This is a genomic window from Microbacterium sp. 1S1 (assembly GCF_008271365.1).
In the GTDB taxonomy this organism is placed as follows: Bacteria; Actinomycetota; Actinomycetes; order Actinomycetales; family Microbacteriaceae; genus Microbacterium.
In genome coordinates this window covers 925,453-938,931 of record NZ_CP043430.1, presented here as the reverse complement: position 1 = coordinate 938,931, position 13,479 = coordinate 925,453, and the positions used below count along the sequence as shown (strand labels likewise).

General features: G+C 70.8%; 13 protein-coding genes. 10 read left to right on the top strand and 3 right to left on the bottom strand.

Annotated elements, in window-relative coordinates; translation table 11 throughout:
• Positions 1-33: 33 nt before the first annotated feature.
• The 4 genes from FY549_RS04770 (at position 34) to FY549_RS04755 (ending at position 3,106) form a co-directional block, all read left to right on the top strand.
• Positions 34-786 (top strand): hypothetical protein, encoded by a 753-nt coding sequence (locus tag FY549_RS04770; protein WP_200839080.1) that lies wholly within the window; start codon positions 34-36, stop codon positions 784-786.
• Entirely contained in the window at positions 783-1,883 is a 1,101-nt protein-coding gene (locus tag FY549_RS04765) for a hypothetical protein (RefSeq protein WP_200839081.1), read from the top strand. The genes FY549_RS04770 and FY549_RS04765 overlap by 4 nt, the downstream gene beginning before the upstream one ends.
• Before the next feature lie 30 nt (positions 1,884-1,913).
• A complete protein-coding gene (locus FY549_RS04760; protein WP_149084054.1) occupies positions 1,914-2,612 on the top strand; it encodes a phosphotransferase family protein in 699 nt (232 codons plus the stop codon).
• 86 nt (positions 2,613-2,698) lie between these two features.
• Positions 2,699-3,106 (top strand): pyridoxamine 5'-phosphate oxidase family protein, encoded by a 408-nt coding sequence (locus FY549_RS04755; RefSeq protein WP_149084053.1) that lies wholly within the window; start codon positions 2,699-2,701, stop codon positions 3,104-3,106.
• 21 nt (positions 3,107-3,127) lie between these two features.
• Here FY549_RS04755 and FY549_RS04750 read toward each other — a convergent pair whose 3' ends face one another.
• Positions 3,128-3,835 (bottom strand): ZIP family metal transporter, encoded by a 708-nt coding sequence (locus FY549_RS04750; RefSeq protein ID WP_149084052.1) that lies wholly within the window; start codon positions 3,833-3,835, stop codon positions 3,128-3,130.
• Positions 3,836-3,950: 115 nt separating this feature from the next.
• Here FY549_RS04750 and argG point away from each other — a divergent pair, with 115 nt between their 5' ends.
• On the top strand, positions 3,951-5,396 hold the full coding sequence (gene argG / locus FY549_RS04745; protein ID WP_025105204.1) for an argininosuccinate synthase: 1,446 nt from the start codon (positions 3,951-3,953) through the stop codon (positions 5,394-5,396).
• A 49-nt stretch (positions 5,397-5,445) separates the two neighbouring features.
• Here argG and FY549_RS04740 read toward each other — a convergent pair whose 3' ends face one another.
• Positions 5,446-6,150: a GntR family transcriptional regulator gene (locus tag FY549_RS04740; protein ID WP_149084051.1), complete on the bottom strand. Its 705-nt coding sequence runs from the start codon at positions 6,148-6,150 to the stop codon at positions 5,446-5,448.
• Between the two features lie 195 nt (positions 6,151-6,345).
• Between FY549_RS04740 and FY549_RS04735 the strand changes: the two genes are divergently transcribed.
• From FY549_RS04735 to FY549_RS04715, 5 genes are all read left to right on the top strand, one after another.
• On the top strand, positions 6,346-6,972 hold the full coding sequence (locus tag FY549_RS04735) for a TetR/AcrR family transcriptional regulator (RefSeq protein ID WP_149084050.1): 627 nt from the start codon (positions 6,346-6,348) through the stop codon (positions 6,970-6,972).
• A complete protein-coding gene (locus FY549_RS04730; RefSeq protein WP_200839032.1) occupies positions 6,969-7,775 on the top strand; it encodes a hypothetical protein in 807 nt (268 codons plus the stop codon). The genes FY549_RS04735 and FY549_RS04730 overlap by 4 nt, the downstream gene beginning before the upstream one ends.
• Entirely contained in the window at positions 7,772-9,607 is a 1,836-nt protein-coding gene (locus tag FY549_RS04725; protein ID WP_149085995.1) for a YhgE/Pip family protein, read from the top strand. Before FY549_RS04730 ends, FY549_RS04725 begins: the two co-directional genes overlap by 4 nt.
• Positions 9,608-9,741: 134 nt before the next feature.
• Positions 9,742-12,381, top strand: coding sequence for a penicillin acylase family protein (locus FY549_RS04720; RefSeq protein ID WP_149085994.1), 2,640 nt, complete (start codon positions 9,742-9,744; stop codon positions 12,379-12,381).
• A 35-nt stretch (positions 12,382-12,416) separates the two neighbouring features.
• Positions 12,417-13,178, top strand: coding sequence for an alpha/beta fold hydrolase (locus FY549_RS04715; RefSeq protein WP_149084049.1), 762 nt, complete (start codon positions 12,417-12,419; stop codon positions 13,176-13,178).
• A gap of 65 nt (positions 13,179-13,243) precedes the next feature.
• On the opposite strand, the gene FY549_RS16455 is transcribed toward FY549_RS04715, so the two are convergent.
• Entirely contained in the window at positions 13,244-13,417 is a 174-nt protein-coding gene (locus tag FY549_RS16455; RefSeq protein WP_159463542.1) for a hypothetical protein, read from the bottom strand.
• Positions 13,418-13,479: the final 62 nt, after the last annotated feature.

The following is a 13,479-nucleotide window of genomic DNA, read 5'->3' as shown; positions in this document are numbered from 1 at the left end:
TTCAGACGCCGACGACAGGGGAGGAGGAGCGTCGTGACGCCTGCGCAGGACGACGCCGCCGCAGCCCTCCTCCACGCGAACCGCCGTCGCCGTCTGATCCGCCGCTGGGTCGTGATCGGCACGATCCCGCTCACCCTCGCGGCCCTGCTCTTCGTCGGCAAGCTCCTGAGCATGTACGCGTTCGCCCACCAGGCCATCACCGCCTATGTCGTCGACGACTTCGCGGGCTCCGAGGCATCCGCACGCGGGCAAGACGTCCTGAACTGGTTCGAGCCCTACAAAGCGCCGTACAACGTCGGCACGGCCCTCGCAGGCGCCGAGCAGCTCGCCGAATCCCGCGTCGAACTGGAGCGGGCCCTTGATCTCGCGAGCGGCCTCGAGGTGTGCGCCGTCCGGATCAACCTCGCCCTCGTCATCGAGCGCCTGGGTGACGCGGCACGCGCGGACGGCGACGGAGCAGCCGCGACCGCCCTCTACGGCGAGGCGCTGACCGTCACCGTCGAGACCCCCGAAGAGTGCGACAGTGACGAGGCGCAGCAGCAGTCCCCCGACCCCGAGCGCGACATGTCGGACACGCTCCAGAACACCGAGGACCGCCTGAAGCAGAAGCAGCAGGAACAGGAACAGCAGGAGCAGCCGCAGGAGCCGCAGGACGAGGAGGAACAGCCGCAGCCGTCGGACGACAAGCTGCAGGACCTCCAGGACAAGCTCGAGCAGGGCACGCAGGAACGCGATCAGCGGCAGGGCGACGAGCCCGGCGGCACGGGGACGGACAAGCCGTGGTGAGCGACCGCGAGCGGCAGCGTGCCCGCTACATCGGCGGCACCGAGGGAGCGCCTCCCGTCCCTCCGCCCGGCGGCTACCGCGGGGCGCGTCGGCAGCAGCAGGTCGACCTCACGCCGCCCGCCTTTCCCGCTCCGCCCGTCGATGAGTCGAAGGCGCCGACCAACGCGCTGGGATGGATCGCCCTGGTCTCCGCGATCCTCTTCGTGCTCATCCTGTTCGGCACGCTCGTGGTCGGCGGGACCGATCTGCTGTACGGAGTGACGATGATCACGCTGCAGCTCGTGGTGCTCGGACTGATCGTCGCCGCGCTCTTCGTCCCCGGAGGACGGCGCCTGGGCGTCATCGCCCTCGCCCTCACCCTCCTGTTCAACGTCGCCACCGTCGGTGCCCTCAGCGCGCTGCGCACGTCGGCGTCAGGGGATTACGAGGGGGCGAAGACGGCGGAGCAGCGCCATGCGGAGGCCTACCCCGGAATCAAAGGCACCGATCCGCAGGAGGCGCTCACCCAGCAGTCGATCGAGGAAGTGCGCGCCGAAGCCGACGCACTGTTCTCCGATATCCGGGACCGGCTGACCGCGGACTTCGGGTTCACATGGGTCCAGGTCGGGGAAGAGGACCTGCGGCCGGAGCGGAACGGCTACGGCGGCGAGTCGATGCTGTCGGAGTACACCTCACCGGCCTGGGCGACCGAGCAGCCGCTGCAGGGCTACGCACGCAAGTCCGAGGTCATGGCGGCGATCGACGAGGTCGTGGTCGAGCATGGGCTGTGGAACCTCTACTCGTTCAACGATCCGACGAACTCCGGCATCGACCCGTCCATGATCGCCAAGCTGTACGGCAGCGACGACCCACGCGCGCAGACGACGTGGGAGTACTACACCGAGAACTACCCCGACCCGCTGCGCTTCTACGCGAACATCTACGACCTGTCCAACGACGCTGATGGCGGATTCCGCACGTCGCGGGAAGCGCAGAGCGCTCGCACCGGCGAGCCGATCGAGGGACTGCAGCTCGTGGTCATCGCCGGCAAGGTGCTGAGCGAGGCCGACCGCGCCGAGTTCGAGGAGCGACTGCGAGACTACCCCGGTTTCGAGTGACCGTGCCTGCCCGGGTGCGAGGATGACGGGATGAGGCAGGGTGCGGTCGGCGCGGTGCGGCTCGTCGAGCGCGGGGGGCAGCGGCTGGTCGAGAAGCGTCTGTCCGACCCCGCGCGGCACCGCAACGAGCTGCGGGCACTGCGCGCTCTCGCGGGCTCCGGACTCCCCGTGCCCGAGGTGATCGAGGAACGACCGGGCATGATCCTCATGACCGCACTCCCCGGATCGCGCCTGGACGATGCCGACGCGGACACCCGGATCGCGACTCTCCGAGCCTCGGCGCCGCTGCTCCGCGCACTTCATCGGCTCGACGCTCCGGACGACCTCCTTCCCGCGCCCGACGATGCCGCGATCATCGAGCGCTACCGCACCTCCGACGCTCCGGCCCTCCCGCTCACCATCCCCGCGGCCTCCGGGAGCGTCTTCTGCCACGGCGACTGGACCGACGGAAACCTGCTCGGGCAGCACGGACGCATCACCGGGGTCGTGGACTGGGAGGCTGCCCACCGCGGAGATCCGCTGCGCGAGCTGGCGCGCGCCGCGTGGGGCGCCGCCCGGAAGGATCCGCGGAGCGAGCGAGCGCTCATCGACGGGTACGGCGCCGATGCCGCCCGCGTCCGGGCGTGGTACCCGATCCACGCGGCGGAGCTGTGGCTGTGGTTCGCGGAGGCCGGCCCCGCCGAGTATCTCGCTCAGCTCACCGCCGAGCTGACGACCTGGCGGGCCTGAGTCCTCACCGGGTGATTCCGCCTCGCGGCCCTCGATGACCGCCTTCGTCGCGGCTACACTGGCCGCACAGGGGAGGGAGTGTCCGCGTGATCCACGAACTCGACGAACAACAGTCCTACGAGCTGCTGGCGACCACGACAGTGGGCCGGATCGGGTACCTCGACGGCGGTCGGGTGCAGATCCATCCGGTGAACTTCGCGGTCTCGGGTCAGGAGCTGCTCCTGCGCACGTCTGCAGACGGCCGGCTGGCGGCTCTCTCCGTCGAACCGGCCGAGGTGTCGTTCGAGGTGGACTACCACGATCCGATCGGCGGTCTGGGCTGGAGCGTGCTGATGCACGGCACCCTCGCCCGGGTGGCGGACGACAGGGCAGCGGGCGCCGCGGCGCGCGTGAACCCGTGGGCCGGGGACGACCGCGACCTTCCGTTGTCGTTCCGCATCGAGAGCATCACGGGGCGCAGCGTTCGACGCGACGCCCGCGAGGGCGGCGTCTGACCCGTCGCACGGCGGCGGCGCTCAGGATGCGAACGCGAGCCCTGCGGCGAGCGCGAATCCCAGGACGGTCGCGAGGCCGGTGGACTCCTTGGCCTTCGACTGGGCCTCTGGCACCATCGAGTCCACGAGCATGACGAGCAGCGCTCCGGCCGCGAACCCGCTCGCGCCGGAGCGGAAGACCTCTCCGGTCACGCTGGCGAGCGCGAACCCGGCGACGGTGGCGGCGGCGCAGAGGACGGCGACGCCGGCCCACAGGAGAAGAACCCGAGACCGCCGCATGCCGTCGTCGAGGAGGTCGGCGGCGGAGCCGATGGACTCGGGGAGGTTCGACACGAGGATGGCGACGACGAGCGCGATGCTGACCGGTTCTCCGGACGCGAGGCCGATGCCGAGGACGAGCTGCTCCGGGATGCCGTCGAGGAGGGCCCCCACCGCGAGCTGTCCTCCCCCGGCCTTCCCCTTCGTCTTGGCGGCCCTGGCGTCCAGGATCCGGGCGGCGATGTAGTAGCTGAGCGCTCCGAGGGCGACGCCCGTGACGAGCGGGACCGGGCCGCCGCGATCGAGGCCCTCCTCCCAGAGCTCGAACGCGATGGAGGCCATCAGGGCGCCGGCACCGAAACCCAGCACGATGCCCAGCCACCGCGGCGGCCACGTGCGCACGAGGGCAAGCACCGCCCCCACGAACAGCGGTGCCGCGGCGACGGCTCCCCACAGGATCGCTCCACCCATACCCCCCCATCCTCCCGCGACCCACCCCTTTTCGTGCGAGCCACCCCCTGCGTGCGCACGAAAGAGGCCGGACGGCACGAAAAGGGGCGGGTCGCTCGCCGATAGACTGAGAGCCATGTCCAAGGTCCTCCAGTCCCTGCCCGTCGGCGAGCGCGTCGGCATCGCCTTCTCCGGAGGACTCGACACCTCCGTCGCCGTCGCGTGGATGCGCGACAAGGGTGCTGTCCCCTTCACCTACACGGGCGACCTCGGACAGTACGACGAGGACGACATCGCGTCGATCCCCGGCCGCGCGCTGGAGTACGGCGCCGAAGCCTCGCGGCTGATCGACTGCAAGACGGCGCTGGTCGAGGAGGGCTTCGTCGCCCTGTCCTGCGGCGCCTTCCACATCCGCTCCGGCGGCAAGACGTACTTCAACACCACGCCGCTGGGCCGGGCGGTCACCGGCACGCTGCTCGTGCGCGCGATGCGGGAGGACGGCGTCGACATCTGGGGCGACGGCTCCACTTACAAGGGCAACGACATCGAACGGTTCTACCGCTACGGGCTGCTTGCCAACCCGCGGCTGCGGATCTACAAGCCCTGGCTCGACGCGGACTTCGTGACAGAGCTCGGCGGTCGCCAGGAGATGAGCGAGTGGCTCGTCGCGCACGGCTTCCCGTACCGCGACTCGGCCGAGAAGGCCTACTCCACCGACGCGAACATCTGGGGCGCGACGCACGAGGCGAAGACGCTCGAGCACCTCGACGTCTCGCTGGAGACCGTCGACCCGATCATGGGCGTGAAGTTCTGGGATCCGTCCGTCGCTATCGAGACCGAGGACGTCTCGGTCACCTTCGAGGGCGGCCGTCCCGTCGCGATCAACGGCGTCGAGTTCAGCGACCCGGTCGCCCTGGTGCAGGAGGCGAACGCGATCGGCGGACGGCACGGCCTCGGCATGAGCGACCAGATCGAGAACCGCATCATCGAGGCCAAGTCGCGCGGCATCTACGAGGCTCCGGCCATGGCGCTGCTGTTCATCGCGTACGAACGTCTCGTCAACGGCATCCTCAACGAGGACACCCTCGCGACCTATCACGAGCAGGGGCGCCGCCTGGGCCGCCTCATGTACGAGGGTCGGTGGCTCGAGCCGCAGTCGCTCATGCTCCGCGAGTCCATCCAGCGCTGGGTCGGCTCGACGATCTCGGGCACCGTGACGATCCGCCTGCGCCGCGGTGACGACTGGACGATCCTCGACACCGTCTCCCCCAACCTGTCGTACGGACCCGAGAAGCTGTCCATGGAGCGCGTCGGGGACGCCGCGTTCGGACCGGTGGACCGGATCGGTCAGCTCACGATGCGAAACCTCGACATCGCCGATTCCCGCGCGCGTCTGGAGCAGTACGCGGGCCTCGGCCTCGTCGGCGGAGCCACCGGCGAGCTCGTCGGCCGCGTGACCGCGGGCGAGTCCGCCGAGATCACCGAGTCGGTCCACGGCTCGATCTCCGAGGCCGACGAGAACCTCGCCGACGCCGTCGACACCGCCTCCGAGCGCGCCGCGTTCGACTCCGGCACCGACTGAGAGCACGGTTCGGGCACGCGCCCGGTGCCCGTTTCGCGCTCTGCGGTCGTCAGGCCGCGGCGAGGGGACGCGCCTGCGCCACCGCGTGGTCGACGATGCTCGGCAGCACGTCGTCGAACAGGGCGATGAGAGCGGCGCGCATCGCCGCGGCGTCGCGGTCGGGCAGGACAGCCGCGATCCGTGCGACCGCCGCGCTCACGTCGGACCAGTCGAAGGACCCTCCCGCGCGCCGGGTGATGCACCCGAGGAGCGCCCCCAGACTCGCGAGCAGCTCCGCACGCTCCGTGTTCCCCTCGATCCGGGCGAATGCGACCGCGAAGACGCGCACCGCCGCCGCGAAGGCAGCGACGTCCCTGGCCCCGACCGCGAGCGTTACGTCGTCCATGAGCTCTTGCAGATAGGCGACATCGTCGGCGTGGAGCAGGCTCATCGCGTGTCGGACGGAACCGATCCAGACGTCGCCGAACATCGCCACCACGTCCCGCGCGCGGTCGCCGTCCAGCACGGTCACCGATCGCGTGCCGTCTCGGCGCACCGCGATCAGCCCGGCCGCGGCGAGCCCGTCCAGCGCGCGGCGGACCTCTGGTCTCGCCGCGCCGAAAGCGGCCGCGAGCCGTGCGTCGTCCAGACGTGCCGCCGGAGCGAGCTCGCCCGTCAGGATGGCGTCGGCCAGCCGGCTCTGCAGGACGCGGTGTGCGTTCGCGTCCCCCGATGCCCCGCTGCACGCGCGCGTATCGTCGTTCGTCTCGATCATGGCGTCCCCCCGCCGATCACTGGACCGATCTCACCGGAGCGCCCGGCTCGGACCGGTCTCTCCACTGAGAAATGCGCCGTAGCGCGACGCGTAACATAACACTTCTGGCTGTGGAGCAGCCGAGGGCCTCGCGGGGGCGCTGAGAGGTTGCCGAGTGATCTTGCACATTGATGTGCAGGTTATTACGATGAAGGGATGACTCCTCGTGCTCTTCGTCGCGACGCCGTGGAGAACCGCGCCGGCATCCTGTCCGCGGCCCGCGCCGCCCTCGCCTCCGACCCCCACGCCTCGATCGACGCGATCGCCCGGACCGCCGGCCTCTCCCGCCGCACCCTCTACGGCCACTTCGAGGATCGCGACGCCCTGATCCGCGAGCTCGTCTCCACCGGCGCCCAGCGCTTCAACGCCATCGCCGCCTCGATCGACGACCCGGACGCCCGCCTCGCCCTCGCCCGTCTCGCCGCACGGCTCTGGGATGAGGCCGCGCACATCCAGGTTGCCGCCGCCCTCGCTCTCGATGAGACGCACGTCCAGCACACCGCCGATGCCCTCGCCCCGCTGCGCCGAAGCGTCGCTGCACTCGTACGGCGGGGGCAGCAGGACGGCAGCTTCCGCACGGACCTCACGGCGCCCACGCTCGCGCGCCTGATCGAGGAGATGGCCCGCACCGTCGTCGCCCGGACCGATGCGCAGAGCAGCGGCGCAGAGAACATCGCCGTCCGCGCCGTGCTCAGCATCGCCGGGCTCTCCTGGCGGGAGGCGGACGACCTCCTCGCCGCCCATCCCGACCTCGTGGCCGAGGAGCAGGAGGTGCCCGCATGAGGATCGCCCTGCACGACGTGAGCAAGGGCCGCTCCGGCCAGGCGCTCCCGGCGATGAGTCTCGAGTTCCATTCGGGCGCCGTCCGGTACGCGCTCGCGGAGACCGAGCAGCGACCGACCGTCCTCGGCCTCATCGCGAGCGGGCGGATGCGCCCGGACACCGGCCGCGTCACGATCGACGCCGCCGCGAGCCCGAAAGAGCTGCGCCGTCGCGTCGCCCTCGTGGACGCCCCGGACGTCAGTGACCCGCACCCGGACATCACCCTCGCGGGGGTCGTGGGCGAGGAGCTGATGTTCGCGGGCCGCGGGGCGACGCCGCTCCACGCCCGCCGCTGGCTCGGCCGCATGGGCTTCGAGGAACTCGCTGCCGTGCCGATCGGCTCGGTCGACCCGGCCGCGCGCGTGCGCATCCTCTGTGAGCTTGCGGTCCTCCGCGAGGGCGTCGGCGGCATCGTGCTCGTCGCCCCGGACCGCCACGGCGGCAGCCCGGACGGCTGGTGGCGCATCGCGGCCGAGTTCGCTGACCGTGGCTACGCGATGCTCGTGATCGTCGGCGGCTCGGCTGCGGTCGCCCTCGAGCGCATGCACGAGTTCGACGCGATCAACGCCTCCGGCCCGATCGAGCCGCTCGTCCTCGAGCGCCCCGCTCACGCCGACCCCGAAGAGGACGCCGACCCCGAAGACGTCGCCGACCCCGAAGACGTCGCCGACCCCGACGAATCCGAGGCACCCGAGGAGTCCGAGGACTCCGAGGACTCCCAGGACGAAACCGCCGGCACCGGCGAGGAAGGAGAAGTGCGATGAAGGTTCCCGCCATGATCGCCGCCGAACTCCGCCGCCTGACCGCGAGCCGCATGGGCATCCTCGCCCTCGTGGCCCTCATCTGCGTGCCCATCCTCTATGGCGGCCTCTACCTCTGGGCGAACCAGGACCCGTATGCGAAGTTCTCCGAGGTCCCCGTGGCCCTCGTCGTGGACGACGAGGGCGCGCCCGCCCCCACGACCGGAACCGAGCCCGCAAGCGGCGAGACCGTCAACTACGGCGAGGACGTCGCGGAGAATCTAATCGAGGGGAACGCCTTCGACTGGCAGCGGATGGACGAGGACCAGGCGGCGGACGCGCTGCGTCACGGCGACGTCGACTTCACCGTGACCATTCCCGCCGACTTCTCCGCCGCGCTCACGTCCGCCGCGGGCGACGATCCGCATCAGGCCCGCATCGAGCTGGAGACCAACGACGCGAACAACTACCTCGCCTCGTCGATGGGATCGCAGGCCGTCGAGAAGATCCGCAGCTCCGTCGCCGAGATGGTCGGCAGCGAGGCCGCGGAACGACTGCTGACCGGCCTCAGCGAGGTGCGGGACAACCTGGTCTCGGCCACCGACGGTGCCACCCAGCTCGCCGACGGCGCGAGCACGGCCGCCTCCGGCAGCACCACCCTGGCCGACGGGACCGCGAAGCTGGCCGACGGCTCGGCTCAGCTCGCCTCGGGCGCCCGGACGCTCGCCGACGGCGCCCAGCAGGTGAGCGCAGGCAACCGCCAGCTCGCCGACGTCGCCGACCGCGCGGGAGCCGCGGTGCAGGAGGCGACGAACGCTCTCCCGCAGGTGCGGTCGGACATCGCCGACCTCCTGACGCAGCGGGGACTCACGCCGGAGGAGATCGACGAGGTGCTCGCCCGCCTGGATCCGCTGGGCACTCGGATCGAGGAGGGAAACGCGCAGGTGCAGGACGCCGTCGACAAGGTCGATCAGCTCGCCGCCGGCTCCGCGTCCGTTGCGTCCGGAGCGAGCGAGCTCGCCAGCGGCGCGGGCACCCTCGCCACCGGCGCCGCCGCGGCGAACACCGGCGCGGCCCAGCTGCGCGACGGCCTGCAAACCCTGTCCTCCGGAACCGCGGAGCTGCGGGACGGCCTCGCCGACGGCGTCCAGGCCATCCCCGCCTCCACTCCCGACCTGCGCTCCCTGCAGGCCGACACCATCGCGGACCCCGTGAAGGTGTCCAGCGACAAGGTCGCCTCCGCCGAGGACTACGGCGCCGGCCTCGCCCCGTTCTTCGCGGCCCTCTCGGCCTGGATCGGCATCTACGCGCTGTTCCTCATCGTGAAGCCGATCTCGCGCCGTGCCGTCACCGCGCTTCACTCCCCGATCCGGATCACGCTCGCGGGGTGGTTGACCCCGGCGATGCTCGGCGCGGTCCAGATGCTGGGGCTGATGGGGATCCTCGCACTCACCCTCGGCTTCGCGTTCGACCACCCGCTCGGCACGCTCGGGGTGATGATGTTCGCCTCGGCGACCTTCGCCGCGATCATCCTGGCCCTCAACGTCTGGCTGGGCTCGGTCGGGCAGTTCCTCGGACTCGTGCTCATGGTGCTGCAGCTCGTCACCGCGGGCGGCACCTTCCCGTGGCAGACCCTGCCTGCCCCACTCGCGGCGCTGCACCACGTGCTGCCGCTCGGCTACGTGGTCGATGCGATGCGTCAGCTCATGTACGGCGGTGACTACGCCCGTGCCGGATGGGACCTGGCCGTGCTCGGCACCTGGCTGGCCGGCGCGCTGCTGCTCGCGATGATCGGAGTCACCCGCATGACGCATCGTCGGACCCTTCGGGATCTGCAGCCGAGTCTCATCGGCTGAGGCCGCCACACACCCCGCGCGCACCCGCCGTGCGCGCGGGGGGCTATGATGCGAAGGCGCGCACCCGTGAAACGCGCACTGGGGCTCGGTGGGACTGAGTTCCACCTGGCTACCCGAAAGAGTTCTCGACGATGATGACCGATTCGCCGGCGTCCGCCGTTCCCCCGCGCCCCTCCCTGGGTGCTCGCATCGGACGCATCGCGTTCGTCGTGGTCGCCGCCCTGGTGGTGGTGGCCGTCGCGGGCGCGTTCTTCGTCACGTGGACGATCCAGCGCTCGTTTCCCCAGACCTCCGGTTCGACGGCGCTGGAGGGGCTGACGGCCGACGTCACGGTGCAGCGCGATGCCAGCGGCGTGCCCACCATCACCGCCGACTCCTCGGACGACCTGTTCTTCGCCGAGGGTTTCGTGCACGCGCAGGACCGGTTCTTCGAGATGGACTTCCGTCGTCACGTGACCTCGGGCCGGGTCGCCGAGCTGTTCGGCGCCTCCCAGGCCGGCACCGACGCGTTCCTCCGCACCCTGGGCTGGCGCAAGACCGCCGAGGCCGAGGTCGAGGCGATGGACGACGTGACCCGCGGCTACTACGAGGCCTACGCGGACGGTGTCAACGCGTACCTGTCGTCGCGGTCCGGCGCCGAGCTGTCCCTGGAGTACGCGGTCCTCGGGCTGCAGAACCCCGACTACGAACCGGAGCCGTGGGAGCCCGCGGACTCGGTGGCGTGGCTGAAGGCGATGGCCTGGGACCTCCGCACCAACGTCGAGGACGAGACGGAGCGGGCGCTCCTCGCCGGGCAGCTCGCCGAGGATCCGGAGGTGGACGTGGAGTCCGTTCTCGGGACGTTGTACCCGGACTACCCCTTCGACCGGAACCCCGTGATCGTCCCCACGATCTCGACCGTCGCCCCGCTCGACACCGGCGCCGAGCCCGCCGCCTTCACCCTGACCGAGGACGACGGTGAGGCGCAGCAGGCCATGACCACCGTCGAGTGGGAGGAGGCGTCCTCCGTGATCGAGGCGGCGAGCGTGCTGGTCGGTGACGTCGGCGAGGGCATCGGCTCGAACTCCTGGGTCGTCTCCGGCGACCTCACCGAGTCCGGGATGCCGCTGCTGGCCAACGACCCGCACCTCGGCGCCTCCCTCCCCTCGGTCTGGTACCAGGTGCAGCTCAAGTGCTCGACGGTGGACGAGGACTGCCCGTTCGACGTGGGCGGATTCTCGTTCTCGGGGCTGCCCGGTATCGTCATCGGCCACAACCAGCGCGTGGCGTGGGGCTTCACCAACCTCACCACCGACGTGACCGACCTGTACGTCGAACGCATCGAGGGCGACTCGTACTGGCGCGACGGCGCGCTCGTCCCGCTCGAGGAGAGCACGGAGACCATCGAGGTCGCTGGCGGGGACGACATCGAGCTCACGATCCGCTCCACCGTGCACGGACCGATCATCTCCGGCCTCACCGACGACTTCACCGGCATCGCGGAGAACCCGACCCCCGGTCTCGCCGCCGAGGGGTCCGTCCCCGCCGCACCCGGATCCGATGCCGCGGAGTACGCCGTCAGCCTCCGATGGACGGCGCTCGACCCCGGCACCACCGCGACCGCGATCTTCGCGCTGTCCACGGCGCAGGACTTCGAGGACTTCCGCCGAGCCGCCTCCCTGTTCGACGTGCCGGCTCAGAACCTCATCTACGCGGATGTCGACGGCAACATCGGCTACCAGACGCCCGGTCGGCTTCCGATCCGCGGGGCGGGCGACGGCTGGATGCCGCAGCCCGGATGGGACAGCGGCTACGACTGGTCCGGCTACATCCCGTTCGAGGAGCTGCCGGTGTCGTACAACCCGAGCTCCGGGTACATCGTCACGGCCAACAACGCGATCGTCACCGACGACTACGAGCACTTCCTCTCCCGGGACTGGGATCAGGGCTACCGTGCCGCCCGCATCGCGCACCTCATCGAACGCCGTGCCGCCGCAGGCCCGCTGACCTCCGAGGACATGCGCGAGATCCAGATGGACGGCGAGATGTGGATCGGCAAGCAGCTCGCCGCCGCGATGGCCGACATCGAGGTCGAGGGCGCGGGCCCGCAGCAGGCGGTCGAGCTGCTCCGAGGGTGGGGCGCGCAGAACAGCGCGTCCTCGCCCGCCGCGGCGTACGCGAACGTGCTGTGGTCCAACCTCGTGCAGAACATCTTCAGCGAGCGCGAGCAGCCGTTGCCGATCGACGGCCAGGGGCGGCTGTTCACGGTCGTCGGCGCCATGCTGGAGGACCCCGCAGACCCCCTGTGGAGCAACCCGCGGCTCGACGTCGACAGCAGGGAGGACATGCTCGCGCTGTCCGCCGAGGAGGCGTACGAGGAGCTGTCCGGGCTGCAGGGCACGGACGTCGCGCGGTGGAACTGGGGCGGACTGCACGCGCTCACGCTCACCAGCGACACGTTCGGTTCGTCCGGCATCGCCCCGATCGAGGCGCTCTTCAACCGCGGCCCGTACCCCGTCGGCGGCGGAGCGTCGGTGGTCGATGCGACCGGCTGGCAGCTCGGCGTTTCGTATGCGACGACCACCGTCCCCTCCATGCGGATGGTCATCGACCTGTCCGACTTCGACGACTCGACCTGGATCCACCTCACCGGAGCCTCCGGCCACGCCTTCCACCAGCACTACGTCGACCAGACGGAGGACTGGTCGACGGGCGTGCAGCGGCCGTGGTCCTTCACCACGAAGGCCGTGACGGCGGCAGCCGTCGACACCCTCACCCTGACCCCCGCCGACTGACAGGAGCACGGAGGGTGCTCGGCTAGCGTGGACAGGTGCCCACCAGCTACCTCGCCCCGAAGGGGACGCCGGCCACCCTCCTCGAGTTCGAGCACGCAGGAGCGACCCTGATCGCCGAGACCTTCGGCGACGGACCGCACACCTTCCTCCTGCTGCACGGCATCGGCATGGGGCGCAGCGTCTACCTCGACCTCACCCAGCGCCTGCAGGGACGGGTGATCGCGCTCGACCTCCCTGGCTTCGGCGAGGCCCCCGAGCCCACGCGCACCCTGACGATGCCACGGCACGCCGACCTCGTGGCCGCATACCTCCGCCACGTGGACGCGGGTCCGGTCGTGGTGATCGGGCACTCGATGGGGAGCCAGATCGCCGCGGAGCTCGCCGCCCGGCACCCCTCCCTCGTCGCGGGGGTCGTGCTGGCAGGTCCCACCGTCGACAAGGCCGAGCGGAACATCGGCGCCCAGGCGCGGTATCTCCTGCAGGACCTCCTGGGTGAGCGCCCCCTGGTCATCTGGCGCGGCGCCCGCGAATACCTCCGTGGCGGCCCGCACCTGATCCGCAAGATGCGCGCGACCATCGTGCATGAGCCCGAGAAGGCCTTCGTCCGCATCGAGTGCCCCGTGCTCGTGCTCCGCGGGGAGGACGATCCGTTGGCACCGATGAGCTGGTGCCAGGACATCCTCGACGCGATTCCGGGGGCCGAGCTCGCCGTGATCCCGGACCACGGCCACGGCACCCTCATCAGCGACTCCGAGCCCGCCGCGCGCCTCATCGAGGCCTTCGCCGCCCGCACCTGATTCGAGTCGCTCGCGTTCGCGGTTCACAACTCAGGACTCCTCTGCTCGGACGGCCGATTCGGCGGTCACAGGACGGTCTGCCGACGGTTTCTCCTGCGTTGTGAACCGTGAACGCCGGTGAACTTCGGCCCGAGCACGTCCAGAACCTCCCGGAGCGCCTCCCGCGTCCCCACCGGGTCGGAGAGGATGTCGGCGGCGAGCGGCCGAACCGAGACGTAGCCGAGACGGGCAGCCGCCATGTCGCGCGCACGGTCCCGCTGCTGGCTCGCCCATCCTTCGTGGAAGGCTCGGCTGTTATGGA

Bases quoted from the DNA above. Each gene is read 5' to 3' on its own strand.
- FY549_RS04760 (WP_149084054.1), top strand. From the start codon at position 1,914: ATGAGGCAGGGTGCGGTCGGCGCGGTGCGGCTCGTCGAGCGCGGGGGG.
- FY549_RS04750 (WP_149084052.1), bottom strand. From the start codon at position 3,835: ATGGGTGGAGCGATCCTGTGGGGAGCCGTCGCCGCGGCACCGCTGTTC.
- argG (WP_025105204.1), top strand. From the start codon at position 3,951: ATGTCCAAGGTCCTCCAGTCCCTGCCCGTCGGCGAGCGCGTCGGCATC.
- FY549_RS04740 (WP_149084051.1), bottom strand. From the start codon at position 6,150: ATGATCGAGACGAACGACGATACGCGCGCGTGCAGCGGGGCATCGGGG.
- FY549_RS04735 (WP_149084050.1), top strand. From the start codon at position 6,346: ATGACTCCTCGTGCTCTTCGTCGCGACGCCGTGGAGAACCGCGCCGGC.
- FY549_RS04730 (WP_200839032.1), top strand. From the start codon at position 6,969: ATGAGGATCGCCCTGCACGACGTGAGCAAGGGCCGCTCCGGCCAGGCG.
- FY549_RS04725 (WP_149085995.1), top strand. From the start codon at position 7,772: ATGAAGGTTCCCGCCATGATCGCCGCCGAACTCCGCCGCCTGACCGCG.
- FY549_RS04720 (WP_149085994.1), top strand. From the start codon at position 9,742: ATGACCGATTCGCCGGCGTCCGCCGTTCCCCCGCGCCCCTCCCTGGGT.
- FY549_RS16455 (WP_159463542.1), bottom strand. From the start codon at position 13,417: ATGGCGGCTGCCCGTCTCGGCTACGTCTCGGTTCGGCCGCTCGCCGCC.